Here is a 25,320-nt window from a genome sequence, read left to right on the forward strand (position 1 = left end):
CTATGATCGCGAAAAATGATAATTCAACTAGGGGGTAGTGGGTTGGGGCTCAGTGTCAGCCAGCTGCGGGCCATCGCGCAGCAGCGCGATCGATATAAAACGCAACTGTCTCGTCTCAAAGAGTCCGGCAAACAGACCTCCTGTATCGAGACGGCCGTCACCAGCGCTTGCGAGACCCTCAGCAGCAAAACGACTTCATTCGTGATCTACGGCGAGCCGCAGAGCGGCAAAACCGAGATGATGATATGCCTCACTGCAAGGCTCTTGGATGATGGACATCGAGTTGTCGTGCACCTTCTGAATGACAGCGTGCAGCTTCTCCAACAAAATCTGGATCGCTTTCAGAGGTCGAAACTTTCACCCGCCGCTCGCAATTTCTCAGAAGTTATCGACCCCGACTATTCGCTGTCGACCGGGTATAGGAGTTAAGACCGTGCCCTTCATGCCGAGCCTCGTCCAAGAGGATCAGCTCGGGTTTGACGTTGGATTTAAGAAGCCCGGCGTGCCAATTCTACTGCAATTCAAGTTGGGCCAATCTTTGCGCCGTTTTGTCCGGAAAGATAAAGGCTATCTGGCTCCCATACTTGAGAGCCCGTTCTTTCGATTTTCGATCGACACAGCGGAGCCAGATGGACAGTTTGAGACCTTGCTGAAGGCCGAGCAAGACGGCGCCGAAACTTACTACGTAGCTCCGCGATTTGCAGATTGGCCTCAATATGCGAGCTTCTTTGAGGCCGGGGCTGTGCTGGAGAATTCTATATCGGTGACCCCAAGCACAATCCGCAATGCTCTTGATGCTCGCGAGTCGCCAGATGGAGTTCACCGTATAGTTTACGATACCACCTCTATACACGTTTGTTCGGAGCCCACTCAGGTAAGTGACACTCGACCTAGTTCACTTGCCGAAAATGTTCGGACTAGATTAGCCGAAGATCCAGGTGACCTTAGCCAAATAGTTCATAGAATTTATGAAGGGTTTGATCATCGCGCGCTGATCCGGCGTCCCAAGCTAGAGGAATCCGCGCAGGGCGCGTTTGTGTTCTCCATCCACAGTTCGATGGCAGAACGAACGCCCGAGGCTCAGAGAAAGATTGAGCGTAGCCAGCGATTAGAGCAGTTGCGAGCACGCGCACGCACCGAAGATGATGCATTCGGCGCAGCGCTGGGACTCGAATTATGGGCGCTAGGTATCCAATTGCTATTTGCAACCGGAGACTAATCCCGATCGGGAGGCGAGTAGCGACTGGCCACTAACAGACTGCCCTTCCTTTCCTCCTTTCAGCTATACTCGCCCCGGTAGCATCACCCGGAGGCGCATCCCATGGAGCACGCAGCCAGCCTAGCCCCGAAAAACCTCGTTATCTGCTGCGACGGCACCGGCAACGAGATCTCGGAGAACATCTCCAACGTCCTGAAGCTCTATCGCTGCCTGCGCAAGACGGACAAGACCTCGCCGCGGCAGATGGTGTTTTACGATCCCGGGGTCGGCACGGTGACGGAGCCGTCGACCTGGAACAGGTGGAAGGCCAACATCAAGCTGGTGCTGGGGCTCGCCACCGGCTACGGGCTCGATGACAACGTGCTCTCGGCCTATTGCTTCCTGATCGAGCATTATGCGCCGGGCGACCGCATCTATTTGTTCGGCTTTTCGCGCGGCGCCTACACCGTACGCGTGCTGGCGGGGCTGATCCACAAGGTCGGGCTGATCTCGCCGGAGCAGGCGAACCTCGCAGGCTCGGGCCTCGTCGCCTACAAGCAATATTCCGGGCTCGGGCGCGGCAACGACATCGAGGACCTCAAGAATATCGTGGTCGACGACGAGGGGCCGCTGCCGAAGGACGAGTTCGACCTCGCCGCCCAGTTCGCGCGCATCACCTCGACGCGCTGGCCGACCATCCACTTCATCGGCGTGTGGGACACGGTGGCGAGCGTGATCGTGCCGCGCCGCGACGTCTTCTTCCTCGTGTTCACCCTGGAGGAGCTCGCCTTCACGCGGCGCAATCCGAGCGTCAACATCTTCCGCCAGGCGATCGCGATCGACGAGCGGCGCCGCATGTTCCGCCTCAACAAATACTGGGAGCCGCAGGAGTTCTGGAGCAACCGCTACGTGCCCGACGAGAAGAAGGTGGCGCAGGACATCATGCAGGTGTGGTTTTCAGGCGTGCATTGCGACGTCGGCGGCGGCTATCCGGAAGCTGTTAGCGCGGAGTCGAAATATCCGCTGATCTGGATGATCGACGAGGCGGAAAAGGCCGGGCTGAACTTCAACAAGCGCACCGTGAACCAGCTCGCCTGGGGCATCCAGCGCAAGAACTCGCCGTTCCAATATGTCCCGCCTGCCGTCACCGGCGCGTCGGGCGCCTTGCACGATTCGATGACCGCGGCCTGGCGCGTGCTGGAAGTTCTGCCGAAGAGCGCGAAATACCGGGAATGGCCTGAGCGGAAGGTGGTGCTGGGATTCTACATTCCCGATTGCGAACCGCGCTTCATCCCCGACGGCGCGCATGTGCATGAGAGCGTGATCAAGCGGATGGACGCGGATGCGACGTACCGGCCGGTGAACCTGCCGGCGCAGTACGAAACGGTGCCGATGCCGGTGCCGCCGGGGGTGGACCTCGCGGCGGGGGCGGAGGTCGATGAGCGCTCGCTGCCACCCTCCCCTGGAGGGGGAGGGTCGACTCACGTTGAGCGTAGCGAAACGTGAGTCGGGGTGGGGTGACGGTCCCTCCGCGATGGACACCGCCCGTGTGGAGAGATCACCCCACCCCGCTCGCGCTGGCGCGCGATCGACCCTCCCCCTCGAGGGGAGGGTAGCACCCCGCTACCTCCGCTTTCCCCGATCGCCGCTACTTTTCATTAAAATTCTCTGACACGCTTTAGCGTGATCGCATCACATCGCCGGCATCATGGTTCCCGAGACCTCCGCAAGAACAGCGGAGCAGGAGGACCACGTGTCACAATTTCCGCGAAAGTTTGCACGCGTGAAGCCCGCGGGCCTGATGTCCCGCCAGGCCAAGATCATCACCGACCCGCGCGCGCCCGTGATCCCGTGCACGCTGATCGACTATTCGCCCGGCGGCGCCTGCGTCGATCTCGGCGGCCAGGTGAAGATCCCCGATCGGTTCGAGCTGCTGCACGTCAACACCAAGAAGCGCTGCCGCATCGCGTGGAAGCGCGGCACGCGGGTGGGCGTGGTGTTTTAGGGGCTGCTGCTTGCTTACCCTCCCCTGGAGGGGGAGGGTCGATCGCGCGCAGCGCGAGCGGGGCGGGGTGATCTCTCCACTCGGGCGCTGTTGGCCGCGGAGAGACCGTCACCCCACCCCGTCTCATATTTCGCTGCGCTCAATCTGAGCCGACCCTCCCCCTCCAGGGGAGGGTAAGAGAGCTACGCCCGCATCCTTGCCTTTGCGCCGGCGATGATCTGCATGGCGACGCCGCCGATCCAGCCCAGCAGCACCAGCCAGGTCAGCGCGTCGTGCGGTTCGAGGCGGAGCACGATGACGGCGACGGAGGCGAGCGCGGTGAGCGTGGCGCAGAGCGTGCCGGCGGAACTCAGGAGCTCGGCGGCATCGATCTGGCTGTGGGCGTCGTCGAACGGCAGTTGCGGCGTGTCGATGCCGAGATAGAAGCCGACGACGCCGAGCAGCATCATCAGCAGCAGGAAGCCCTGGGTGGTGAGCGCAGGGATCGCCGATCCGACATAGGCGCCGACGAACAGCCCGCACGCAGCCCCCGCCATCGCGAGGCCCAATCGCTCTAATAAATGGGCAGTCTTGCGAACACGAAACCGCATGACGGACCTCCGTGATGATCTCGGGAGGTTAGGCCAGTTTGGGCCGGTGCGAAAGCTAAGGGGAGTTACGGATGCGTGAGGTGGGTGATGAGGGAAGGAAGCGAAGGCCTCGCATCACTCTCCGCTGTCATCCCGGACAAGCGAAGCGCAGATCCGGGATCCAAACCCCAGGGAGCAGTTTATGGCGCGAAGTGGCAACTCCGAGTGTTCGCAAAACTATTGCTGCGGCGTATGGCGACGAGCGCAAGCGCTCGCGCTGGGGTCCCGGATCTGCGCTTGCGCTTGTCCGGGACGACACCGTTGGTGGGGCACCCGCCGTCGCACTCAATGTGCAGCTGCCCTCACCGCGCCCCGAACGTGGTCTTCCCGAACAGCGCCTTTTGCGTCGACGGCTGCGAGCGCCAGTATTGCGGCGGGGCTTCGACTTCGCCGCCGAGTTCGGCGGCGGCGTGCCAGCCCCAGCGGGGGTCGTAGAGCATGCCGCGGGCGAGCGCGACCATGTCGGCCTTGCCACTCGCCACGATCTCTTCGGCCTGCTTCGGCTCCGTGATCAGGCCGACCGCGATGGTGGGCAAGCCGGTCTCGCGCCTGATGGCGTCAGCGAACTGCACCTGATAGCCGGGGCCGAGCGTGATCTTCTGCAAGGCGGAGACGCCGCCGGAGGAGGCATCGATCCAGTCGACGCCGCGCGCCTTCAAGGCCTTTGCGAATTCGATGGTCTGCGCGAGATCCCAGCCGCCGTCGACCCAGTCGGTCGACGACACCCGCATGCCGACGGGCTTGTCGTGCGGGAACACGGCGCGCACCGCGTCGTAGATTTCCAGCGGGAAGCGCATGCGGTTCTCGAGCGAGCCGCCATATTCGTCGGTGCGCTTGTTCGAGATCGGCGACAGGAACTGGTGCATGAGATAGCCGTGCGCGCCGTGCAGCTCGATCGCGTCGATGCCGATGCGCTCGGCGCGCTTCGCGCTATCGACAAAGGCTTCGCGGATGCGCTTCAGGCCGCTCGCATCGAGCGCCGTGGGCGCGGCCTCGCCGTCCTTGTGCGGGATCGCCGACGGCGCTACGGTCTGCCAGCCGCCCTGCCCAAGCGGGATCAGCTGGCCGCCGTCCCAGGGCCGCGCGCTGGAGGCTTTGCGGCCGGCATGGGCGAGCTGCATCGCGACCGCGGTGTGCGAATGCTTGCGGACCGAGGCGAGGATCTGCTTCAGCGCGGCCTCGGAAGCATCGTTGTAAAGCCCGAGACAGCCCGGCGTGATGCGGCCGATCGCCTCCACATGCGTGGCCTCGATGCAGAACATTGCCGCGCCCGACAGCGCGAGATTGTTGATGTGAGTGAAATGCCAGTCGGTGGGAACGCCGTCCTCGGCCGAATACTGGCACATCGGCGAGACCACGAGGCGGTTCTTCAAGGTGAGGCCGCGCAGCTTGATCGGGGAAAACAGGGCGCTCATGCGGGGGATCCGGGGATGGAGGGCGATCGGGATGGATGGAAGCAATTGCATGAAGTTTAGTGGCCGCCGCGCGAATTGCGAGATGCGCAGGCGTCATGGCCGCGCGCGGGGGATGCATTGCGGGGGGTGGGTGAGGCGCGCTCGGAAGGCGACAACGCCCCCTACTGCAAATCCTCGAACTTGCCCGGCTGCGGCTTGGCCATCCGGATCTTGCCGTCGGGCAGAAGTTCGCCGTCGGCCTCGGCCGAGAACTGGATCGTGTTGCCGCCGCCGTCGCGCGGGCTCGCCTTGCCGAGTACCCCTAACTTGTCGGCGAGCTTGGCGTCATCGGCAACGAAGACGCGATAATCGGTGAGGTGAAAGCGGCGCGGGGCCGTCCAGGTGAAGGCGGGCACCGAGGTGCGCATGTCGAGGTCGTTGTTGCTGGAGACGCTGAGGCCGGTGACATCGCGGAACAGATCCGGACCGTCGAGCAGCTTCGCGCGTGCACCGTCGACGGCATAGATGTTCAGCGTGACGATGTGGCGCTCGCTGCGGAACGACACCGCGAGGTTGCGCGAATCCGCCGCCCACGCGGCATGGAAAGCATCCGGCCCGGTGTCGAGGATGTTGTCGTCGTTGACATCGTCAAGCGTCATCAGCTTGCGATGGCCGGGCTCGGCCATCAGGTAGATGCGGAAACCGTCACTGCCGGATTCGCCGCCGCCATGGGCGGCAACCGAGAGCTTTCCGTTCGGCGCCTTGCCGCCGAGGATGATGGCGTATTCGTTCTTGCCGTATTGATGCTCGGCCGTCGCCAGCGCCGGCGATGCGGCGAAGGCGAGGAGAAGAGCGAGGATGGCGCGGCGGTGGGGCATGTGGATGTGTCCTTGCAGAAAGCGCACAAGTTCACTTTGTCGTCGTCCCGGCGAACGCCGGGACCCATACGCCGCAGCAGTGGTTGTCGCGCGATATGGTCATTGCCTGTCTTCGCCAAACTCTTGCTCCGGCGTATGGGTCCCGGATCTGCGCTTCGCTTGTCCGGGACGACGGCGGGGGTCGGCGGGACAGCTAGAGCTACTCCACCAGCGTGAATTGCAGCAGCAGCGTGCGCTGGAGCATGGAGAAATTGTCGTCCGACACCATGGTCAGCACGGTCTCGCCTGTAGCAGTGACGTGGGCATCGATGCCTTCCATGTTGTCGACCTCGTGGCCGAGATCGGCCCTGAAGAGCTCGGGGCCGTCGACCAGCGCGCCCGGGGCGATCGACGCCAGCGGGATCGCGCGGATGCGGATGTCGATGCCGGTGAACCAGGAGAATTTGCGTTCGAGAATCAGAACCTCGCCGGAGGCGAGCAGCACGGCGTCGCTGATGTCGAACTTTTCGGTGCGGCGTACCGCGAACTGGCCGGGCGAGGCGCCGCCGATCAGGAAGGCGAGGAGATTGCCGTCGGCATCGAGCCCGCGCTCGGAGAACGCGATCAGCGTGCCCGCGAGCGGCGTGCTCTTGTCCTTGTCTTTTTCCTTGCCTTTCGGCACGAACACCATCGCCTCCAGGCCCTTGTTGTAAGGCAGCTTGCGGATCGCAGAAGGCGAGGCGATCACTTCGCCATGCGCGCGCGTGCCGCCCTTGGCGAAGTCGAAGCGCATGATCTGGTTGACGCGTTCGAGCCCGACATAAAAGGTCGAGCCGTCGCGCGCGAGCGACTCGGTGTCGTACCAGAGCCGCTTCTCGGTGATCGGCCGCCCCTCGGCATTCAGCATCGGCGCCGTCTCGACGTCGTCGAGCCCGGTCATCCTGCTGCCGTCATAGCGGATGGCGCCGGTGAACCAGGTGCCTTGATCGGACAGCGCGAGGAAGCGCTCGCCCTTGTCGTCGAGAAAGCGAAGACCGGAGAGGCCGCCAAAACCGCGATGCGGCGAGGTCAGGACCAGCCCGCTGCGATAAGCGAGCCGCCCGAAGCGCACGCGTGAGCGGTCGCGCGGCTCGAAGAACGGAATTGGCCGCGCGTTGACCTCGATCGAGACGGGCGCATCGACGGTGTGCTCGGGCTGCCCCGGTTTGGGCGCTCCTTGCGCGTGCGCGAGCCGAGGCAGTGCGAGGGTGGAAAATCCCGCCGCCGCGTGGGCGATGAAGCTGCGGCGGGATGTGGTGTTGCTCACGAATGCAGTTTGCGTCGCGGGCGATTGGGTGCTTGCGTGGGCGCCGTGTTGGTCTCGCTGAAGAGTTCGGCGAGCTTTTCGGTGATGGCGCCGCCGAGCTCTTCGGCGTCCACGATCGTCACCGCGCGGCGATAGTAGCGCGTCACGTCATGGCCGATGCCGATCGCGATCAGCTCGACCGGCGAGCGGGTCTCGATCTCCTCGATGATGTGGCGCAGGTGCCGCTCAAGATAATTGCCGGGATTGACCGACAGCGTGGAATCGTCGACCGGCGCACCGTCCGAGATCATCATCAGGATCTTGCGCTGCTCGGGCCGGCCGAGCAGGCGCTTGTGCGCCCAGTCCAGCGCCTCGCCGTCGATGTTCTCCTTGAGGAGACCCTCGCGCATCATCAAGCCAAGGTTTTTCCGCGCGCGACGCCACGGGGCATCCGCCGACTTGTAGATGATGTGGCGGAGATCGTTGAGGCGGCCGGGATTGGCCGGCTTGCCGGCGGCAAGCCACGCCTCGCGCGATTGCCCGCCCTTCCAGGCGCGCGTGGTGAAGCCGAGGATCTCGACCTTGACGCCGCATCGCTCCAGCGTGCGCGCGAGAATGTCGGCGCAGGTGGCGGCGACCGTGATGGGCCTCCCGCGCATCGAACCGGAATTGTCGAGCAGCAGCGTGACGACCGTATCGCGGAACGTCGCCTCCTTCTCGTGCATGAAGGACAGCGGATGATAGGGATCGGTGACGACGCGCGAGAGGCGCGCGGGGTCGAGGATGCCCTCTTCGAGGTCGAACTCCCAGGCGCGGTTCTGCTGCGCCATCAAACGCCTCTGAAGCCGGTTGGCGAGGCGCGCCACGATGCCTTGCAGATGCGCGAGCTGCTTGTCGAGATAGGCGCGCAGGCGCTCCAGCTCGTCATGGTCGCAGAGATCCTCGGCGGCGATGACCTCGTCGAACTTGGGCGCGAAGGCGTGGTATTCCGGCCCGCGCGGCTCGTTCTTGCCGTGCGAATTCGGACGCGTCGCCTCGCCCGGCGTCTCGTCGTCGCCGAGCTCGCCGTCGTCGAAGGTGTCGGAGGTCGAGGCCTGCGCGCTTTCCATCGCGCTCTCGCTCATCTCTTCCGACGAGGCCTGCGCCTGGTCGGCGCTCATCTCCTGCGCGGCGTCGGAATCGGGCGAGCCCTCGGCACCGGACTGGTCGTTGTCGCCGTCCTGGTTCTCGTCGTTGTCTTCGTCGTCCTCGCTGTCGGCGCTGCGCTCGTCGCCGAGCTCGAGCGCGGTCAGGAGATCATGCACGGCATCGCCGAACTTGGTCTGGTCCTCGACCACGCCGTCGAGCCGGTCGAGCCGCTTGCCGATCTTGTCTTCGAGGATCGGCCGCCAGAGATCGACCATCTTCTTGGCGGCCGCGGGCGGCGCCAAACCCGTGAGGCGTTCGCGCACCAGCATCGCCAGCGCGTCGGCGAGCGGCGCGTCGGCACGGTCGGTGATCTCGTCGAACTTGCCGCGATGGAAATGGTCGTCGAGCATCGCGGTGAGGTTCTTGGCAACGCCCGCCATGCGGCGCGCGCCGATCGCCTCGACCCTCGCCTGCTCCACCGCCTCGAACACGCCGCGCGCCTGCGGATTGCCGGGCATCAGCTTGCGATGCAGTTTTGCGTCGTGACAGGCGAGCTTGAGCGCGATGGAATCAGCATGGCCGCGCACGATCGCCGCATCGCGCTTGGTCATCTTGCGCGCAGGCTCGGGCAGCCGCGCCTTGCCGGGCGCGAGTCCCGGGCGCTCGGCGGCGAATGAGACGTCGAGCTCGGGCGCTTTCGCGATCGCCTTCAGGCAGGAGGCCACCGAGCGCTTGAACGGCTCGGTCGGGGCTTCCTTGGTGTTGCGAAATTTGGAGTTGGAGGGTGTGCTCATATCGCCTTAATCCATCGTCCCGGCGAAGGCCGGGACGACATGCCGCGAAGAGATCAGCTGAGCGCCACGTTGACGGCCGATTCCGGCAGCTCCGCGTTGAAGCAGCGCTGATAGAACTCGGCGACCAGGGGACGCTCGAGCTCGTCGCACTTGTTGAGGAAGGTGACGCGGAAGGCGAAGCCGATATCGCCGAAGATGTCGGCGTTCTCGGCCCAGGTGATCACCGTGCGCGGGCTCATCACCGTCGACAGATCGCCATTGGCGAAGGCGTTACGGGTGAGGTCGGCAAGGCGCACCATCTTGTTGACGATGTCGCGGCCTTCCTGGGTGCGATAGTGCTTGGCCTTCGCAAGCACGATCTCCACTTCCTCGTCGTGGCTGAGGTAATTGAGCGTGGTGACGATCGACCAGCGGTCCATCTGGCCCTGGTTGATCTGCTGGGTGCCGTGATAGAGGCCGGAAGTGTCGCCGAGGCCGACCGTGTTGGCGGTCGCAAACAGGCGGAACGCCGGGTGCGGCTTGATCACTTTGTTCTGGTCGAGCAGCGTCAGGCGGCCGGAGACTTCCAGCACGCGCTGGATCACGAACATCACGTCCGGGCGGCCGGCGTCGTATTCGTCGAACACCAGCGCGATGTTGTGCTGGAGCGCCCAGGGCAAAATGCCGTCACGGAATTCGGTGACCTGCTTGCCGTCGCGGACCACGATCGAGTCCTTGCCGACGAGGTCGATACGGCTGATGTGGCTGTCGAGGTTGACGCGCACGCAGGGCCAGTTCAGGCGGGCGGCGACCTGCTCGATATGGGTGGATTTTCCGGTGCCGTGATAGCCTGTCACCATCACGCGGCGGTTGCGGGCGAAGCCGGCGAGAATGGCGAGCGTGGTGGCGCGGTCGAAACGGTAGTCGGAATCGACTTCAGGAACGTGAGGATCGACTTCGGAATAGGCCGGCACTTCGAGATCGCTGTCGATCCCGAACACCTGGCGCACCGACACCTTCATGTCGGGCAAACCGGAAACTTCCTCAACTTTGGACATCGCGGCGGTCGTCATCAATCCTCCGAGGCCCCGGGCGGTCCCGAGACCAGTTATTTGCACGTTGGCTGCGGCTGGGTGCGACTGCGAACCTATCAGAGACAACGTGCCGGCAGAAGCCCGCCCCGCAATCAAAGTTCCGTTGTCTTTTCATTTAGATAGGTAAGGAACGCGATTTTGGGAAGGCTGCAATGCAAATCCCGCCCAAATTTCGCCCTGGACAGGCTTCCTGCCCAAAGGAACAGCGCGAATGGCACTTTCAGTGCCCGGCCCTATTTATGTAAGGCTCTGAACCCAATCGCTCCAGCCCGCTACAGAGACCTCGTGACGTCCTTCCTTGATCCCCTGATATCGTTTGTCTCAGTCCATGCGTGGCTGGCCTACCTGACCTTATTCCTGGCCGCACTGCTCGAAGCAGTCCCGGTGGTGGGCTCGGTCATTCCCGGCTCGACCATCATCCTGGCACTGAGCGCACTAGTTCCGGGCGGCGATCTGAAGCTGCAATGGGTGCTGCTCGCGGCCGCCAGCGGCGCCGTGATCGGTGACGGCTCGGCCTACTGGCTCGGGCACCGGCAGCAGCGCAAGATCCTCAACACCTGGCCGCTGACCAATTACCCGCGCGTGGTCGAGGAGAGCGAGACCTTCTTCCACCGCTTCGGCACTTGGGCCGTGTTCTTCGCCCGCTTCGTGCCGCCGATCCGCGCTTTCGTGCCCATCACTGCGGGTGCGCTCGACATGCCGCCCGCAAAATTCTACGCGGTCAACATCCCGGCAATCCTGGTCTGGGCGCCCGCCCATGTGCTGCCGGGCGTGCTGGCGGTGTCCGCCTTCCACGAATATTTCGGCGTGTCGCACGACGGGCATCCGGGCAAGCATCTCTGGATTTTGACCGTGGTCGCGGTGGCCATCATCGGCGGCCTCGGCGTCTGGTACTACCGCCGCCGACAGAACGGCGTCGTCGCAGAGGCGAAGCCGCGCGCGTAGGCATCTCCCCGCGTCGTCCTGGCTTTCGCCAGGACGACGGCGGAGAAAATGGCGCGCTCCCGGTTTTCTAACTCGCAGCCCTTCTTCCCGGCGCCGGCCCCACATACCGCGCCCGCGGCCGGATCAGCTTGCCGAACTGCAATTGCTCGCTGGCATGCGCGATCCAGCCGACGCTGCGAGCCATGGCGAACAGCGCGAGTTCGCTGCCGGCAGGTAGCCGCAGCGCGTGCACGAGCACGGCGAGCACGTAGTCGATGTTGACGAACTCGCCGGTCGCCTCCGCAATCCGCTCCGGCACCTCTTTGGTGAATTTGCGCGGCGCGCCGGCGCGAGCCAGCGCGTTCAACAGCGATTGCGCGCGGGGATCGCCGCGCTTGTAAACGCCATGGCCGAAGCCCGGAAAACGCTCGCCGAGCGCAACGCGCTCGCGCACCATCGGCTCGACGTCGCGATCGATCAGCGTCTTGACGAGCTGCGAGGCCAGCACGCCGGCGCCGCCGTGCTTTGGGCCTTTCAGCGCGGCGAGGCCCGCGATCACGGCGTCATAGAGATTGAGCCCGGTCGAGGCCGCGCAGCGCGCGGTGAAGGTCGACGCATTCAATTCGTGGTCGGCGAGCAGCACCAGGGTGCGGCGGATCAGATCAGGCGCGTGCTTGTTGTCGGCCGCCCAGATGCGCGCGATCTGCTGGTGCAGCGGCTCGGATGACGGCTCGGAATTCAGCATCGTGGCAACCAGAAGCCGGACGATGCGCGCGCCGACCAGCGCGCGGCCATCGGGGGCACGGGTGAAAGCGCGGGAATCGGCGCTAGCAGCCAATGCGAGCACAGCGATGGCGCGATCGATCGGCGCTGCGCGGCGCGCCGCTTCCGCGATCGCGCGCATCTCGTCGGAGATCTTCGGCTGATTGTCGGGCGCGAAGGGATCGACATCGGAGACGTCCCAGAGCAGCGTTGCGGTGTGCTCCAACGTGTCGTTTTCGGCGAGATCGATGCAGTTGACGCCGCGATAGATCGCCCCCTCCTCGGTGATGGTCGAGATCTCCGTGTCCATGACGGGCAGATCCGCGTCGAAGCTGCGCAGGCCACGCGGCTCGGGCGACGGCACCCGACGCTCCTTCAGGGCGCGGACGTCCTCGGCGCGGTAGCGGTTCTTGCGCGAATCCGGCGTCGGCTCGGAGCGGATCAGGCCGCGGCTGACATAGGCGTAGAGGGTTGCCGGCGAGATCGCGAGCTCGGCCGCGGCTTCCCGGGCGGAGAGATAGAGCTCTTCGGAATTATTCATATTGATTTATGTAATCAAGATTGATCAATCTGTCGAGTGGCCCGATTTTCTTACCGTGCAGTGCAAAATGGGAGATTTGGGCCATGAACATCCACCTCACCAAGAGCCAGATCGGGCTGGACGGCATTCCCGCAGCCGAAACCGTGCTGAGCCATGTCGACGGCGAACGCGGCGAACTGATCATCGCCGGCGAGCATGTCGGCCGCCTCGCCGCAGTCTCGAGCTTCGAGGGCGTCACCGCCCGGCTTTGGAACGGCGCGAGCAAGACCACCCTCACGGAAGCCAATGTCCGGGCGAGCCTCGGCGCGGCGCGCGAGCGGGCCTTTGGACGACTGGACGAGTTGCTGCCGGCAACGCGCGGCATGGGGATCATCGACGGCTTCCGTGCGGCAGTCGCAGGACTTCGCGCCGAGCACGGGCTGGAGCATGAGGCGACCATCGTCGGCGCATTTCCTGTCATTGCGGGCGCGCTGGTCCGGCGCGCAAAGGGGCTGGACCCTATCGCACCAGATCCGACCGTGAGCCATGCCGCCGATACGTTGCGCATGCTGCACGGGCGCACGCCCGCCGCGCGCGAAGTGACCGCGCTCGATGCCTATCTCGTCACCGCCAGCGACCACGGCATGAACGCCTCGACCTTCACCGCGCGCGTCGTGGCCTCGACGCAAGCCAATCTGTTTGCGGCCGTCACCGCCGGCTATTGCGCCCTGACCGGCCCGCTGCATGGCGGTGCGCCAGAGCCGGTGCTGGAAATGCTGGATGCGATCGGCACGCGCGAGCGCATCCAGCCCTGGGTCGATGCGGCACTGGCGCGCGGCGAGCGGATGATGGGCTTTGGCCACCGCGTCTATCGCGTGCGGGATCCGCGCGCGGACGTGCTCAAGACCGCGGTCGAAGCGCTGGCCTCGAACGGCACCGATCTGCCGTTTGCCGGCGAGGTCGAAGCCTATATCCGCGCCGCCTTGCGCAAGAAGAACCCGGAGCGGCCGCTGGAGACCAATGTGGAGTTCTTCACCGCGATCCTGCTCGATGCGCTGGCGATCCCGCGGCAGGCCTTCACGCCGATCTTCGCGGTGGCGCGTAGCGCAGGCTGGACCGCGCATGCACGCGAGCAGCAACGGAATGGGCGGTTGATTAGGCCGAGCTCGTCCTATGTGGGGGCGATGCCGGAGGGGTGAGGGCGTAAATGAAGCGCGACGGCGGAGCCTATCGCTCCGCTGTCGTCCCGGCGAAGGCCGGGACCCATACGCCGCAGCAGCCGTTTTTGCGTGAGATGGTCATTGCCTGTCTTCGCCAAACTATTGCTGCGGCGTATGGGTCCCGGATCTGCGCTCCGCTTCGCTACGCTTATCCGGGACGACACCGGGAGTTTGGCTACAACCGTGGCAAGAGGCTCTTACGCCTCCCGCACCACGGTCTTCAAATAATTATACGCCTTGATGATCTCGATCAGGCGATCTTCGGTGGAGCGGTCGCCGCCATTGGCGTCGGGGTGGTGCTGCTTCACCAGCGCCTTGTACTTGCTCTTGACGTCGGCGAGCGTGGAATTCGGGCCGAGGCCCATGACCTGGAGCGCCTTGCGCTCGGCGTTCATCACCTTGCGCGTTTCGGCCTTGGGCTCGGCCTCCGGACCCTTCCGCCAGTTGGCGCGGCCGTTGATCTCGCTGAACATGCTGAACGGATCGGACGCCATGTCGATCTCGGCTTCCGGACCCTTCTTGCCGCCATTGGCGCCCATCTTCCAGGTCGGGCGGTGGCCAGTCAGCGCATCCTTCTGATAGCGCGCGACGGCGTCGGCATTCATGCCGGAGAAGAAATTGTAGTTCTGATTGTACTCTCGGACGTGGTCCAGGCAGAAGTGCCAGTACTCGCGCTGGTTCTCGCGTCCCTTCGGCGCGCGGTGCGCGCCCTTGTTCTGACATCCGGCCCATTCGCAGGCCACGATGGTGTCGCGCGGCTTCACCTCGGGCTGCTTGCCCCGCGGCTTCACGCGGATGGAGTCGAAGAACTTTGATGAATCGATCGGCATGGCTGACTTTGACTACGCAATGCAAAAACCTTCAAGTCTTGACATTGCAATTAGCTTGAAACCCCGGGTGTTGACGGAGTGCGATCGCAGGATTTAATGACGCTCATGGTTATGAAAGACACTATCAGCAACAAGTTGCAGGAAGCTTTCACGCCGGAAAGCCTGCAAGTCGTTGACGAGTCACATTTGCATGAGGGCCACGCCGGCCATCGGCCGAGCGGCGAGACGCACTTCCGCGTTTATATCGTGTCCCAGGCCTTCAAAGGGAAGAGCCGGGTCGACCGTCACCGCATGATAAATGCGGCGCTATCAGCGGAACTCTCAGGCAGCGTGCATGCCCTGGCCATCCACGCGCAGGCGCCGGGGGAAGGCGGGACGTAGTCTCCGCCAAATGAGCGGCAAATCAGGTGATTTTTCCCTCATCCTGAGGAGCGCGCTTTTGCGCGCGTCTCGAAGGATCGAGGCCCCGCTGCGGCATCTTGGCCTGCATGGTTCGAGACGCGCCTTGCGGCGCTCCTCACCATGAGGGGCTAGAACGACGTCCCCGCCCGTCTCGGCTTGGCCTCTTCCATCTCGGCGTCACGCGGGACCGGTGAAATACGGAGCGCGGTGATGCGGTTGCGTTCGCGGCGGAGCACGCGGAAGCGGAAGCCGTGGAAGGTGAAGCTCTGGCCGCGATCGGGGATCGAGCGCGCCTCGTGAATCACGAGGCCGGCGACGGTGGTTGCCTCTTCATCAGGCAGGCGCCAGTCCATGGCGCGGTTGAGGTCACGGATCGGCACCGAGCCATCGACCACGACTGAGCCGTCAGGCTGGGCGCGCACGCCGGCGACAACGACGTCGTGCTCGTCGGAGATGTCGCCGACAATCTCTTCCAGAATGTCTTCCAGCGTCACGAGACCTTCAACTTCGCCGTACTCGTCGACCACGAGCGCGAAATGGGTCTTGCGGCGTCGGAACGCCTTGAGCTGCTCGGAGACGGGCCGCATCTCCGGCACGAACCAGGGCGGCAGCGCGATGGTGGAGACGTCGATGCGGGAGGTGTCGCCATCGGAGGCGCGGATCGCCCGCAGGAGATCCTTGGCGTGGAGCACGCCGATGATGTTCTCCGGCTTCTCGCGCCACAGCGGGATGCGGGTGTATTCGGTCGCCAGCACCTCGCGCACCAGTTCCTCCGGCGGCAGATCGGCGTTGATCATCATCATCTCGGTGCGATGGATCATGACGTCGGAAACCTGGAGCTCGCGCAAATCCAGGAGGCCGCCGAGCATGTCGCGGTCCTGCTTTTCGACCTTGCCCTCGTGATGCAAGAGGTCGACCGCACCGCGCAGACGTTCGGTCGGCGACAGGATGGCCTGGTGCTCGCCGGCAAGGCCGAAGCCGCGCATCAACAGGCGCACGATGACTTCCACCACCCGCAGCAGCGGCCCGAGCACGTACATCGTCAACCGCATCGGGCGCGCGACCGCGAGCGCCATGCGGTCAGGCGCGTTGATCGCGATGGTCTTGGGCAGCACTTCCGCGAAGATCACGACCAGCGCCGTCATCATGCCGGTGGCATAGAGCACGCCGACATCGCCGAACCAGGCGGTGAAGATGGAGGTCGCCAGCGCTGAGGCGGTGATATTGGCGATGTTATTGCCGAGCAGCAGCGCGCCGATCAGGCGCTCGCGCATGTCGAGCAATTGCGAGACCACGTCGGCGTCGCGATTGCCCTGCTTGGACAGCCGCAGCATGCTGGCGCGGGAGGCGCCGGTCAGCGCGGTCTCGCTCGCGGCGAAGAAGCCCGAGACCAGCAGGCAGATGATGACGATGGTGAAGCCGAGCCAATCCATGCAGCACTCAACAGACGTTCAGCGGGTCACGCCTCTTGCGCGAGCTTCTCTTGCAGGAAGTCGCGCACCGGGCCGGGCTCGACATCTTTCGCGATCACTGCGCGCCCCACAGCCTCCAGCAGGATGAAAGTGAGCTTGCCGCGCTTGACCTTCTTGTCCTGCGCCATCAGCGCCATCAGCGCGTCGGCATCGGCGAGACCTTCCTGCGAGAAACCGGCGATGTCCTGCAAGCGCGTCGGCAAGCCGGCCTCGATCAGATGCCGCTCGACCCGGGTCGCCTCGAGCTCGCCGATCATGCCGAGCCTTGCGGAAAATTGCGCCGCCAGCGTCATGCCGATCGCGACGCCCTCGCCGTGGAACAGGCGATCCGAGAAACCGGTCGCGGCTTCCAGCGCGTGACCGAAGGTGTGGCCGAGATTGAGCAGCGCGCGCTCGCCGGTCTCGCGCTCGTCGCGCGACACCACGCCGGCCTTGGCTCGGCACGAGGTCGCGACCGCGTGCTCGCGCGCCGAGCCACCCTTGAAGATGTCAGCGTGGTTCTTCTCAAGCCAGGTGAAGAAGGCTTCGTCACCAAGCACGCCGTATTTGGCGACCTCGGCATAGCCAGCGCGGAATTGCCGCGGCGACAGCGTGTCGAGCACGGCGGTATCGGCGACGACGAGCACAGGCTGGTGAAAGGCGCCGAGCAGATTCTTGCCCTGCGGCGAGTTGATGCCGGTCTTGCCGCCGACGGAGGAATCGACCTGCGCCAGCAGCGAGGTCGGCACCTGCACGAAATCGACGCCGCGGCGCAAGATCGCAGCGGCAAAGCCGGCGAGATCGCCGACGACGCCGCCGCCGAGCGCGATGACGAGATCGTTGCGCTCGATCTTGGCCGCGATCAGCGCCTCGCTGACCTTTTCGAGGCCGGCATAGGTCTTTGAAATCTCGCCTTCCTCGACGATGACGCGCGAGGTCGGAATGCCGCTCGCCGCGAGCGAGGCCTCCGTCGGCTCGAGCCAGTATTTTGCGACGGTGCGGTCGGTGACGATGGCTGTGCGCACACCGGGGCGCAACGCGGCAACCCGCATCCCGAGCGAGGACAGCACGCCGCGGCCGATGACGATGTCATAGGCGCGGTCACCGAGCGCGACGTCGACGTTGACAGGATCGGAATGTTTCAAGGGGGCGGTCATCGAACGGCACTCGCGACATCGGCTGGTGGTGGACTACAGAGATACGCGTGCAGCGTCTCGATGCATTCCTCGACGATCTTGTCATGCGGCACGTCGCGCGAGGCGATGGTGAGGTTGGCCTTGCCATAAACAGGCTCGCGCTCGGTGAGCAGGCGCGTCACGGTTCCCTCGGGGTCGGCGGTTTGCAGCAACGGGCGATCCGCGCGACGGCGCACGCGGCGCATGATCACGTCATGGTCCGCCCTGAGCCAGATCGAGACCGCCTTCGCAGCGATGCGGTTGCGCGTCTCCTCGCGCATGAAGGCGCCGCCGCCGGTCGCCAGCACCACCGGCCCGCCCTCGAGCAGGCGCGCGATCACCCGCACCTCACCATCGCGAAAGTGCTGCTCGCCATGGCGCTCGAAGATCTCCGGTATGGTCATGCCAGCCGCCGCCTCGATTTCGGTGTCGGCGTCGACAAAGGGCAGCTTCAGCCTGGCAGCCATCCGGCGGCCAATGGTCGATTTGCCGACACCCATCATGCCGACCAGCACGATCGAACGCGCCCCCAGGGCCGACAGGATGTCGGCCTCGGGGCTCGCTTGTGCTGGCACTACGGCGTCGGACATATTTCGCTCGATTGGATCTCGCTCAAACTGCCGCCAAAGGCGGCATCCCGGCCACCTATACGACCCCCTCGGGGCCCTCGCCAGAGGACTCTTGCCACGAAACGGCGAACATGTTGGATGATTTCATTGGTTAATTTGCCCGTTCAAGTCCCTCGCCGAGACCTTGCCCGATGCCCAGCCTGTTCCGCTTCCTGACGGTCGTCGCCGTGATCGCCGGCATCGTCTATGGCGTGGTGTTTGCGCTGGCCAACTTCGTCAATCCGAAGCCGCGCGAAATGACGGTGACGATCCCGCCGGATAAATTTCTCAAGAAATAGGAGCTAGCCTGAAGGGCATGCGAAAATCCTCCGCCAAGCCCTCTGATGCCAAGCTCACCGGCCTGTTCCTCGACATGCTTGCGGCGGAACAAGGCGCCGGGGCGAATACGCTCGATGCCTACAGGCGCGACCTCACCGATTTCTCCGAGTTTCTCAGCCGCGTCGGCCACAGCTTTGTGGACGCCGAGACGCAAGTGCTGCGCGATTATCTTGCCGATCTCGACACGCGCGGCTTCAAATCCTCCAGCGTCGCGCGGCGGCTGTCAGCGATGCGGCACCTGTTCCGCTTCCTGCTGAACGAGCGCATCCGAACCGAAGATCCCGCGGCAATCCTGTCAGGTCCGAAGCGCGGCCGCGGCCTGCCGAAGGTGCTGTCGATATCGGATGTCGACCGCATGCTCCGCCGCGCCAAGGAAATGAGCGAGGCGGCGGACGCTTCGCCCTCGCAGCGGCTGCGGGCTTTGCGGCTCTATTGCCTGCTCGAGGTGCTCTACGCCACGGGACTGCGCGTCTCCGAGCTGGTGTCGCTGCCGCGCTCGGCTGCCAAGCGTGACGCCCGCATGATCGTGGTGCGCGGCAAGGGCGACAAGGAACGGCTGGTGCCGCTCAACGAAGCCTCGCGGCAGGCGATGGCGGATTATCTCAGCGCAACCGAAGCTGCGAAGGGCGAGAAGAAGGGCAGCCTCGCCGCCTCGAAATGGCTGTTTCCCTCGTTCGGCGAGAGCGGGCATTTGACGAGGCAGCATTTTGCCCGCGACCTCAAGGAGCTCGCGGTCGCCTCGGGGCTGCAGGCGCGGCTGGTGTCCCCGCACGTGCTGCGGCATGCGTTCGCCAGCCATCTCCTGCACAACGGCGCCGATTTGCGCATCGTGCAAACCTTGCTCGGCCACACCGACATCTCGACCACCCAGATCTACACCCATGTGGTCGAAGAGCGGCTGAAGAGCCTGGTGCGCGACCTGCACCCGCTGGCGGAGAAGTAGACGGGTCTCGTGCCCCGGACGCGGCGCAGCACGCAGTGATGCGCTGCTGAGCCGGGGCCCATTCCGCCGCCGCTTACTGGGTCCCGGCTCTGCGCAGCAGCACTGTAGAAGTGCTGCAGCGCGTCCGGGACACGAGAGCTCAGCCGGGGCGACCGATGAAACCGCCTTGACTTCGGCCACATCTCCGCAGAAAGAGCCGTGGCCTTATTCTTGATTTGGCGCCCTCGCACGAGCACACAGGTCAAGCCCTTGAAGAAGCTACACTTCTTTATCTGAAGCCAACCTCGCTTCGCCTCGTCGTCCTGTCCCCCTATATTGAAACGATGCCAGACCAGATGCGCAGCTATCTCGACTTCGAAAAGCCCGTCGCCGAGCTCGACTCCAAGGTCGACGAATTGCGCACGCTCGCTGCCTCCGGCACCGACATTGCCGAGGAGATCGGCCGGATCGAGGACAAGGCCGCGCAGGCGCTGGCCGACCTCTATCTCAACCTGACGCCGTGGCAGAAGACGCTGGTGGCGCGACATCCGCAGCGGCCGCATTTCAACGACTTCATCAAGGGCCTGATCACCGAGTTCACTCCGCTCGCCGGCGACCGCAAGTTCGGCGAGGACGAGGCGCTGGTTGCGGGCTTCGGCCGTTTCCGCGGCGAAGCCATCTGCGTGATGGGCCAGGAAAAGGGCGATTCCACCGAGAGCCGCATCAAGCACAATTTCGGCATGGCGCGGCCTGAGGGTTATCGCAAATGCGTGCGGCTGATGGAGATGGCCGAGCGGTTCGGCCTGCCGGTGCTGTCGCTGGCCGATTCCGCCGGCGCCTATCCCGGCATCGGCGCCGAGGAGCGCGGCCAGGCCGAAGCCATCGCGCGCTCGACCGATGCCTGCATGGCATTGACCGTGCCGAACGTCGCCATCATCACCGGCGAGGGCATGTCGGGCGGGGCCATCGCCATCACCACCGCCAACAAGGTCTTGATGCTGGAGCACGCGATCTACAGCGTGATCTCGCCGGAAGCCGCCTCCTCGATCCTCTGGCGCGACGGCTCCAAGGCGCAGGAAGCCGCCAACAACATGAAGATCACCGCCCAGGACATGCTGCGCTTCGGGGTGATCGACAGCATTCTGAAGGAGCCGGTCGGCGGCGCCCACCGCGACCCCGCCGCCATGATCGCCACCACCGGGGACGCCATCGCCAAGGCTTTCGACGAGCTCCGCGGCATGGACGGCGAGGCCATCCGCAAGCAGCGCCGGCAGAAATTCCTCGATATCGGCCGGAAACTGGGCTGATTCGGGCTGGTTTTGACCGGATTCGGTACCGTAGGGTGGGCAAAGCGAAGCGTGCCCACGGATCCTGGGCCGTCGAAACAGCTCGTGGGCACGGCGCAAGCGCGCCTTTGCCCACCCTACAGCACCTCCCCGGAGCACCCGGTAACCCCGCGTTAACCCTTTTTTTGCCCAAATCGGCGATCTCAGTACTGGTTTGGCTGCAAAGTCCAAGTTCCGGCCCAGTTTAAGTCTCTGTTGACCACGCCGCCGCGCCAACGGGCTCGTGATCCCCGGTCGGGTTGCGACCTCAAGGGGCGGAGGTTAGAATTTTAATCAATGGCTTCAGGGCATAAGCGCTGGGGCTTGGTCTGAACAAATCCGGCTGTCCGGTCAGGCCAAGCTCTGAAATCGGGGTTCGCGCTTCCGCCCGGCACGTTGTGGGGTCCATCTTGAATTCTCGTTCGCTTGCTCGCGCGCTCTTGGCTTCGGTTGCGCTGGCCGCCAGCATTTTGCTCGCCGGCTGCGATACCGATCAGGTGTCGCTGGCGACCAATGCCAAGGCCAACCAGCCGGTCTCGCCAAAGCTCGTCGCCGCGATGGCCGAGAAGGACATGGATCTGAATTCGCCGATCCTGATCCGCCTGTTCAAGCAGGAAGCCGAGCTCGAGATCTGGAAGCAGACCCGCAACGGCCAGTTCGCGCTGCTCAAGACCTATCCGATCTGCCGCTGGTCCGGCGATTTGGGACCGAAGGTGCGCGAAGGCGACCGCCAGGCGCCGGAGGGATTCTACTCGATCAATCCGAGCCAGATGAATCCGCAGTCGGCCTATTACCTCTCGTTCAACACCGGCTTCCCCAACGCGTTCGACAAGGCGCTCGGTCGCACCGGCTCGCAGCTGATGGTGCATGGCGATTGTTCGTCGCGCGGCTGCTACGCCATGACCGACGAGCAGATCGCGGAGATCTATTCGCTTGGACGCGAGTCGTTCTTCGGCGGCCAGAAGGCGTTCCAGTTCCAGGCCTATCCATTCCGGATGACGCCGGTGAACATGGCCAAGCACCGCAACAATCCGAACATGGCCTTCTGGAAGATGATCAAGGAAGGCTATGATCATTTCGAGGTGACGCGGCAGGAGCCGAAGGTCGACTTCTGCGAGAAGAAATACGTGTTCGACGCGGCGAAGGCGCCCGATGCCAAGCACGATCCCGTGTTCGACGCCGCGGCCAAGTGCCCGGCCTATGTGATCCCCGAGGACATCGCCAGCGCCGTGCGCGAGAAGCAGCAGCGCGACGAGGCCGAGTACGCCAAGCTCGTCGCCAAGAACATTCCGGTCGCGCGGATGAACACCGGCATCGACGGTGGCATGAACAAAATCTTCGCGGCCAAGATTCCGGAAGGCTCGACGGGCCTGTCGGAAGGCGCCGAAGGCAATACGCTGCAGATGCTGGCGATGTCGAAGGCCCCCGGCACGATCCCCGGCACCGTCAACCCGCCGAAGCCGAATCTCGAGCCGGTCGCCTCCACGCCGCAGCAAGAGCCGGTCGTTGCCGTCAGCGCGCCCGCGACCAACGCCCGCGTCGCCTCGGCTCAGCCTGCCGAGAAGTCCGGCTTCTTCTCGGGCCTCGGTCGCAAGATGGGCTTTGGCACCGCCGACACCACGGCGACCACGCCGCCGCCGCAAGCAACCGCATCGGTGGCACCGGCCCCAGCTCCGGCCGCGCCGAGCACGGCCTCCAAGCTGAAGGCCGCGGTGACCCACCTCGTCCATCGCGAACCCGCGAAGGACAAGCCGGCCGTTGTTGCCGCGAAGCCCGCGGAGACCAGGGTCGCTGCAACACGTCCCGCACTGAAGCCGTCGGCGGCCGATGGCGGTGGCGACAGCGGCCAAATGGCCGGCGCCGCGCCGGTCGTGTCGGCAAACTCGTTCGACAGCCGTTTTGGCGCGCTGAAGTAGGCGGGCGTTCGCCCGCCGCTTCCTACGGCGCCAGATACCGCATCAGCTCCGGATTGCCCCTCACCTCGCCCGCTGCGCCCTGCAGGGCGACGCGGCCGCGGTCGAGCACATAGGCGTAGTCGGCGACGCGCAATGCGAGGTCGAGGTGCTGCTCGACGATGATGACAGCGATGGTCTTGGCGAGCTCGATCAGGCGCTCGGTGATCTCCTCGATCACGCCGATCCAGACGCCTTCGGTCGGCTCGTCCAGCAGCAGCAGCTTTGGATCGCCCAGCATGGCGCGGCCGATGGCGAGCATCTTGCGCTCGCCGCCGGAGAGCGTGCCGGCGGGCTGATCGAGACGCTGGCCGAGTTTCGGGAAGATCGCCAGCACGCGGTCGACCGCGGTGGCATCCTTGTTGAAGAGCGAGCCGACCGCGAGATTGTCGCGCACCGAGAGGCGCGCGAACACCGAATGCTCCTGCGGCACGTAGCCGATGCCGGCGCGGACGCGCTCCTCGGGCCGGCGGCGGCTGATGTCGCGGCCGTCGAAGCCGACCTCGCCGTTCCACGCCGGCAGTTCGCCGACGATGGTCTTCATCAGCGTGGTCTTGCCGGCGCCGTTGCGCCCGAGCACGGCGACGCCGCCACGCCAGGGAATGCCGAGGTTGACGTCGAACAGGACCTGGCTGCGGCCATAACCCGTGTCGAGATGCTTGATGTCCAAAAATTCAGGCACGGCGCAGATAGATCTCCTGGACGGACGAGTTGGCCTGGATCTCCGACACGGTGCCCGAGGCCAGCACCCTGCCCTGGTCGAGCACGGTCAGACGATCACAGATGTCGCGGATGAAATCGAGGTCGTGCTCGACGATGACGAGCGAGCAATGCTTCTTGATCGGCTGGAGCAATTCGCCGGTGACGCGGCGCTCCTCGAGACTCATGCCGCCGGTCGGCTCGTCGAGCAAAAGAAGCTTGGGCTTGCCCGCGAGCGCCATCGCGATCTCCAGCCATTGCTGCTGGCCGTGCGAGAGTGCGGCGGCCGCATCGAACGCGCGGTCGGCGAGGCGGAATTGCCTGAGCATGGTCATGACCTGATCGTGCAGCGCGCCTCTGGTGCGCGAGAATACGAGGTCGAACAGCGAGGAGTGCGCCTGCAGCGCGAGCAGGATGTTGTCGTACAGCGTCAGCGACGGCAGCACGGAGGTGATCTGGAATTTCAGGCTCATGCCGGCCCGGGCGCGCTCGGTCGGCGTGAACGCGGTGATGTCGGTGTTGACGAAGCTCACCTTGCCTTGCGTCGGCACCTCCGCGCCGGCGATGCACTTCATCAGGGTGCTCTTGCCCGAGCCGTTCGGACCGATCAGGCCGTGAAACTCGTTCTCACCGACGGTGAGCGCGGCGCCGTCGAGCGCGGTGAGCTTGCCGAATATTTTCGAGATGCCCGCGGCCTCAAGGAGCGGCATGGCGCTTCTCCTTGTCGGTCTCCTTACGGCTGGCGCCAAAGCTGCCGACCCGCTCGCGTTCGCCCAGCACAAAGCTGATCAGGCCGAGCGGCCGGAACAGGATCACGAGCAGCAGCAACACGCCCAGAATGATCGGCCAGATGTCGCGATAATTGTCCGACAGCCAGAAGCTGACGCCCTCGACGATGACGGTGCCGATCACGGCGCCGATCAGCGTGCCGGAGCCGCCGAACAACACGTACAGCACGACCTGCGTCGAGACGACGACGCCAACCATGTTGGGCCAGACGAAACCCTCGTGGAAGGCGTAAAGGCTGCCGGCGAGCCCTGCGATGGCGCCGCCGATCGCGAAGATGATCGCCTTGAGGTGCTGCGCCTTGTAGCCGAAGAAGGCGATGCGCTGCTCATTCTCACGCAGGCCCGCGAGCGCAAGGCCGAACTGAGAGCGCACCAGGAAGCGGCAGAGCAGATAGACCACGACGAGGATGCCGAGCACGAGATAATAGAACGCCGGCCCTTCCGAGAATTCGTAGCCCCCAAGCGTCATGGATGAGATCGAGGGAATGCCGTTCTGGCCACCGAGATAATACCAGCCGCGCGCCAGGCGATCGGCGGCATAGGAGCCGGTGAGCGTGCCCAGCGACACGAAGATCACGCTGGAGGGATGCCGGCCCAGCAGCAGGAAGCCGCCGAGCAGCAGCGCGAAGGTCAGGCCGATCAGCGTGCCCGCGGGGAGCACCAGGAAGATGTTGGTGATGTCGAGGTCGCGCGCGAGCAATGCCACGCCATAGCCGGCAGAGCCGAAGAACAGGGCCTGACCGAAGCTCATGATGCCGGCATAGCCCCAGACCAGGTCGAACGACAGCGCGAACAGCGCGAGGATGATCACGCGCGTCGCGAACACCGTCAGGTAATCCTGCAGCACCAGCGGCGCGATGAGCGCGGCGACCAGCACCACGCCCTCCACGACCGGCAGGATCTTTCGTCCCGCGACGGCCTGCGCCGTCGCACCGCCTTCAGTCATTGCGACGTCCGTCCCCCCGCCGATCTCGGCGGGGATCGCCTGTTTCACCGCGCTCATCGACTTCGACATGCGAGCTTAGCATTCCCTCTCGGCA

At 64.7% G+C, this 25,320-nt stretch carries 25 protein-coding genes; 11 read left to right on the plus strand and 14 right to left on the minus strand.

Features of this window, described 5'->3' with window-relative positions; all coding sequences use genetic code 11:
* Positions 1-42 precede the first annotated feature (42 nt).
* The 4 genes from Q0687_RS07600 to Q0687_RS07615 all read left to right on the plus strand — a co-directional run bounded on the left by Q0687_RS07600 (position 43) and on the right by Q0687_RS07615 (position 3,203).
* Positions 43-429, plus strand: coding sequence for a DEAD/DEAH box helicase family protein (locus Q0687_RS07600; RefSeq protein ID WP_298874030.1), 387 nt, complete (start codon positions 43-45; stop codon positions 427-429).
* A gap of 13 nt (positions 430-442) precedes the next feature.
* Positions 443-1,219, plus strand: a complete 777-nt coding sequence (locus Q0687_RS07605) for a hypothetical protein (protein ID WP_298874031.1) — start codon at positions 443-445, stop codon at positions 1,217-1,219.
* Positions 1,220-1,321: 102 nt separating this feature from the next.
* The gene (locus Q0687_RS07610) at positions 1,322-2,704 is read left to right on the plus strand and encodes a DUF2235 domain-containing protein (protein ID WP_298874033.1); all 1,383 of its coding nucleotides are present in this window, start codon (positions 1,322-1,324) and stop codon (positions 2,702-2,704) included.
* Positions 2,705-2,906: 202 nt separating this feature from the next.
* Positions 2,907-3,203 carry a PilZ domain-containing protein gene (locus tag Q0687_RS07615; RefSeq protein ID WP_298874035.1) on the plus strand — a complete coding sequence of 99 codons (297 nt, stop codon included), beginning with the start codon at positions 2,907-2,909 and terminating at the stop codon, positions 3,201-3,203.
* A gap of 182 nt (positions 3,204-3,385) precedes the next feature.
* Here Q0687_RS07615 and Q0687_RS07620 read toward each other — a convergent pair whose 3' ends face one another.
* The 6 genes from Q0687_RS07620 to cobS all read right to left on the minus strand — a co-directional run bounded on the left by Q0687_RS07620 (position 3,386) and on the right by cobS (position 10,342).
* Positions 3,386-3,793, minus strand: coding sequence for a hypothetical protein (locus Q0687_RS07620; RefSeq protein WP_298874038.1), 408 nt, complete (start codon positions 3,791-3,793; stop codon positions 3,386-3,388).
* Positions 3,794-4,134: 341 nt separating this feature from the next.
* Positions 4,135-5,247, minus strand: a complete 1,113-nt coding sequence (locus Q0687_RS07625) for an NADH:flavin oxidoreductase/NADH oxidase (protein ID WP_298874040.1) — start codon at positions 5,245-5,247, stop codon at positions 4,135-4,137.
* 161 nt (positions 5,248-5,408) lie between these two features.
* The gene (locus Q0687_RS07630) at positions 5,409-6,104 is read right to left on the minus strand and encodes a hypothetical protein (protein ID WP_298874042.1); all 696 of its coding nucleotides are present in this window, start codon (positions 6,102-6,104) and stop codon (positions 5,409-5,411) included.
* Between the two features lie 199 nt (positions 6,105-6,303).
* Positions 6,304-7,389, minus strand: a complete 1,086-nt coding sequence (locus Q0687_RS07635) for an esterase-like activity of phytase family protein (RefSeq protein ID WP_298874043.1) — start codon at positions 7,387-7,389, stop codon at positions 6,304-6,306.
* The gene (cobT, locus tag Q0687_RS07640; protein WP_298874045.1) at positions 7,386-9,290 is read right to left on the minus strand and encodes a cobaltochelatase subunit CobT; all 1,905 of its coding nucleotides are present in this window, start codon (positions 9,288-9,290) and stop codon (positions 7,386-7,388) included. Before cobT ends, Q0687_RS07635 begins: the two co-directional genes overlap by 4 nt.
* Before the next feature lie 53 nt (positions 9,291-9,343).
* Positions 9,344-10,342, minus strand: a complete 999-nt coding sequence (cobS, locus tag Q0687_RS07645) for a cobaltochelatase subunit CobS (protein WP_298874047.1) — start codon at positions 10,340-10,342, stop codon at positions 9,344-9,346.
* Positions 10,343-10,648: 306 nt separating this feature from the next.
* Here cobS and Q0687_RS07650 point away from each other — a divergent pair, with 306 nt between their 5' ends.
* Entirely contained in the window at positions 10,649-11,308 is a 660-nt protein-coding gene (locus Q0687_RS07650; protein ID WP_298874049.1) for a DedA family protein, read from the plus strand.
* A gap of 67 nt (positions 11,309-11,375) precedes the next feature.
* Here the strand turns inward: Q0687_RS07650 and Q0687_RS07655 are convergent, their stop codons facing one another.
* Positions 11,376-12,590 carry a citrate synthase family protein gene (locus Q0687_RS07655; protein ID WP_298874051.1) on the minus strand — a complete coding sequence of 405 codons (1,215 nt, stop codon included), beginning with the start codon at positions 12,588-12,590 and terminating at the stop codon, positions 11,376-11,378.
* An 83-nt stretch (positions 12,591-12,673) separates the two neighbouring features.
* On the opposite strand from Q0687_RS07655, the gene Q0687_RS07660 reads away from it, so the two are divergent.
* Entirely contained in the window at positions 12,674-13,768 is a 1,095-nt protein-coding gene (locus Q0687_RS07660) for a citrate synthase/methylcitrate synthase (RefSeq protein WP_298874055.1), read from the plus strand.
* A 218-nt stretch (positions 13,769-13,986) separates the two neighbouring features.
* Here Q0687_RS07660 and Q0687_RS07665 read toward each other — a convergent pair whose 3' ends face one another.
* Complete coding sequence (locus tag Q0687_RS07665; RefSeq protein WP_298874057.1) at positions 13,987-14,619, minus strand: DnaJ domain-containing protein; 633 nt, start codon at positions 14,617-14,619, stop codon at positions 13,987-13,989.
* Between the two features lie 96 nt (positions 14,620-14,715).
* On the opposite strand from Q0687_RS07665, the gene Q0687_RS07670 reads away from it, so the two are divergent.
* A complete protein-coding gene (locus Q0687_RS07670) occupies positions 14,716-15,000 on the plus strand; it encodes a BolA family protein (RefSeq protein ID WP_298874058.1) in 285 nt (94 codons plus the stop codon).
* Between the two features lie 149 nt (positions 15,001-15,149).
* Here the strand turns inward: Q0687_RS07670 and Q0687_RS07675 are convergent, their stop codons facing one another.
* The 3 genes from Q0687_RS07675 to Q0687_RS07685 are packed head-to-tail and all read right to left on the minus strand — an operon-like array spanning position 15,150 to position 18,237.
* On the minus strand, positions 15,150-16,454 hold the full coding sequence (locus Q0687_RS07675) for an HlyC/CorC family transporter (protein WP_298874060.1): 1,305 nt from the start codon (positions 16,452-16,454) through the stop codon (positions 15,150-15,152).
* 26 nt (positions 16,455-16,480) lie between these two features.
* Entirely contained in the window at positions 16,481-17,629 is a 1,149-nt protein-coding gene (gene aroB / locus Q0687_RS07680; RefSeq protein ID WP_298874063.1) for a 3-dehydroquinate synthase, read from the minus strand.
* A complete protein-coding gene (locus tag Q0687_RS07685; RefSeq protein WP_298874065.1) occupies positions 17,626-18,237 on the minus strand; it encodes a shikimate kinase in 612 nt (203 codons plus the stop codon). The genes aroB and Q0687_RS07685 overlap by 4 nt, the downstream gene beginning before the upstream one ends.
* A 170-nt stretch (positions 18,238-18,407) precedes the next feature.
* Here Q0687_RS07685 and Q0687_RS07690 point away from each other — a divergent pair, with 170 nt between their 5' ends.
* From Q0687_RS07690 to Q0687_RS07705, 4 genes are all read left to right on the plus strand, one after another.
* Positions 18,408-18,554 carry a hypothetical protein gene (locus Q0687_RS07690; protein WP_035669499.1) on the plus strand — a complete coding sequence of 49 codons (147 nt, stop codon included), beginning with the start codon at positions 18,408-18,410 and terminating at the stop codon, positions 18,552-18,554.
* A gap of 17 nt (positions 18,555-18,571) precedes the next feature.
* Positions 18,572-19,537 (plus strand): site-specific tyrosine recombinase XerD, encoded by a 966-nt coding sequence (gene xerD / locus Q0687_RS07695; RefSeq protein ID WP_298874085.1) that lies wholly within the window; start codon positions 18,572-18,574, stop codon positions 19,535-19,537.
* 323 nt (positions 19,538-19,860) lie between these two features.
* Positions 19,861-20,823, plus strand: coding sequence for an acetyl-CoA carboxylase carboxyltransferase subunit alpha (locus tag Q0687_RS07700; RefSeq protein ID WP_128962357.1), 963 nt, complete (start codon positions 19,861-19,863; stop codon positions 20,821-20,823).
* 428 nt (positions 20,824-21,251) lie between these two features.
* Positions 21,252-22,757, plus strand: a complete 1,506-nt coding sequence (locus Q0687_RS07705; RefSeq protein ID WP_298874089.1) for a murein L,D-transpeptidase family protein — start codon at positions 21,252-21,254, stop codon at positions 22,755-22,757.
* A gap of 22 nt (positions 22,758-22,779) precedes the next feature.
* On the opposite strand, the gene Q0687_RS07710 is transcribed toward Q0687_RS07705, so the two are convergent.
* The 3 genes from Q0687_RS07710 to Q0687_RS07720 are packed head-to-tail and all read right to left on the minus strand — an operon-like array spanning position 22,780 to position 25,295.
* On the minus strand, positions 22,780-23,475 hold the full coding sequence (locus tag Q0687_RS07710) for an ABC transporter ATP-binding protein (protein ID WP_298874091.1): 696 nt from the start codon (positions 23,473-23,475) through the stop codon (positions 22,780-22,782).
* Positions 23,468-24,202: an ABC transporter ATP-binding protein gene (locus Q0687_RS07715; RefSeq protein WP_298874093.1), complete on the minus strand. Its 735-nt coding sequence runs from the start codon at positions 24,200-24,202 to the stop codon at positions 23,468-23,470. Before Q0687_RS07715 ends, Q0687_RS07710 begins: the two co-directional genes overlap by 8 nt.
* Entirely contained in the window at positions 24,189-25,295 is a 1,107-nt protein-coding gene (locus Q0687_RS07720; RefSeq protein ID WP_298874094.1) for a branched-chain amino acid ABC transporter permease, read from the minus strand. The genes Q0687_RS07715 and Q0687_RS07720 overlap by 14 nt, the downstream gene beginning before the upstream one ends.
* Positions 25,296-25,320: the final 25 nt, after the last annotated feature.

Origin of the sequence: uncultured Bradyrhizobium sp., assembly GCF_936928535.1 — a bacterium.
In the GTDB taxonomy this organism is placed as follows: domain Bacteria; phylum Pseudomonadota; class Alphaproteobacteria; order Rhizobiales; family Xanthobacteraceae; genus Bradyrhizobium.

Coding starts and splice junctions, on each gene's coding strand:
- Q0687_RS07605 (WP_298874031.1), top strand. CDS start 443: ATGCCGAGCCTCGTCCAAGAGGATCAGCTCGGGTTTGACGTTGGATTT.
- Q0687_RS07610 (WP_298874033.1), top strand. CDS start 1,322: ATGGAGCACGCAGCCAGCCTAGCCCCGAAAAACCTCGTTATCTGCTGC.
- Q0687_RS07615 (WP_298874035.1), top strand. CDS start 2,907: ATGGTTCCCGAGACCTCCGCAAGAACAGCGGAGCAGGAGGACCACGTG.
- Q0687_RS07620 (WP_298874038.1), bottom strand. CDS start 3,793: ATGCGGTTTCGTGTTCGCAAGACTGCCCATTTATTAGAGCGATTGGGC.
- Q0687_RS07625 (WP_298874040.1), bottom strand. CDS start 5,247: ATGAGCGCCCTGTTTTCCCCGATCAAGCTGCGCGGCCTCACCTTGAAG.
- Q0687_RS07630 (WP_298874042.1), bottom strand. CDS start 6,104: ATGCCCCACCGCCGCGCCATCCTCGCTCTTCTCCTCGCCTTCGCCGCA.
- cobT (WP_298874045.1), bottom strand. CDS start 9,290: ATGAGCACACCCTCCAACTCCAAATTTCGCAACACCAAGGAAGCCCCG.
- cobS (WP_298874047.1), bottom strand. CDS start 10,342: ATGACGACCGCCGCGATGTCCAAAGTTGAGGAAGTTTCCGGTTTGCCC.
- Q0687_RS07655 (WP_298874051.1), bottom strand. CDS start 12,590: ATGAATAATTCCGAAGAGCTCTATCTCTCCGCCCGGGAAGCCGCGGCC.
- Q0687_RS07660 (WP_298874055.1), top strand. CDS start 12,674: ATGAACATCCACCTCACCAAGAGCCAGATCGGGCTGGACGGCATTCCC.
- Q0687_RS07665 (WP_298874057.1), bottom strand. CDS start 14,619: ATGCCGATCGATTCATCAAAGTTCTTCGACTCCATCCGCGTGAAGCCG.
- Q0687_RS07670 (WP_298874058.1), top strand. CDS start 14,716: ATGACGCTCATGGTTATGAAAGACACTATCAGCAACAAGTTGCAGGAA.
- Q0687_RS07675 (WP_298874060.1), bottom strand. CDS start 16,454: ATGGATTGGCTCGGCTTCACCATCGTCATCATCTGCCTGCTGGTCTCG.
- aroB (WP_298874063.1), bottom strand. CDS start 17,629: ATGACCGCCCCCTTGAAACATTCCGATCCTGTCAACGTCGACGTCGCG.
- Q0687_RS07685 (WP_298874065.1), bottom strand. CDS start 18,237: ATGTCCGACGCCGTAGTGCCAGCACAAGCGAGCCCCGAGGCCGACATC.
- Q0687_RS07690 (WP_035669499.1), top strand. CDS start 18,408: ATGCCCAGCCTGTTCCGCTTCCTGACGGTCGTCGCCGTGATCGCCGGC.
- xerD (WP_298874085.1), top strand. CDS start 18,572: ATGCGAAAATCCTCCGCCAAGCCCTCTGATGCCAAGCTCACCGGCCTG.
- Q0687_RS07700 (WP_128962357.1), top strand. CDS start 19,861: ATGCCAGACCAGATGCGCAGCTATCTCGACTTCGAAAAGCCCGTCGCC.
- Q0687_RS07715 (WP_298874093.1), bottom strand. CDS start 24,202: ATGCCGCTCCTTGAGGCCGCGGGCATCTCGAAAATATTCGGCAAGCTC.
- Q0687_RS07720 (WP_298874094.1), bottom strand. CDS start 25,295: ATGTCGAAGTCGATGAGCGCGGTGAAACAGGCGATCCCCGCCGAGATC.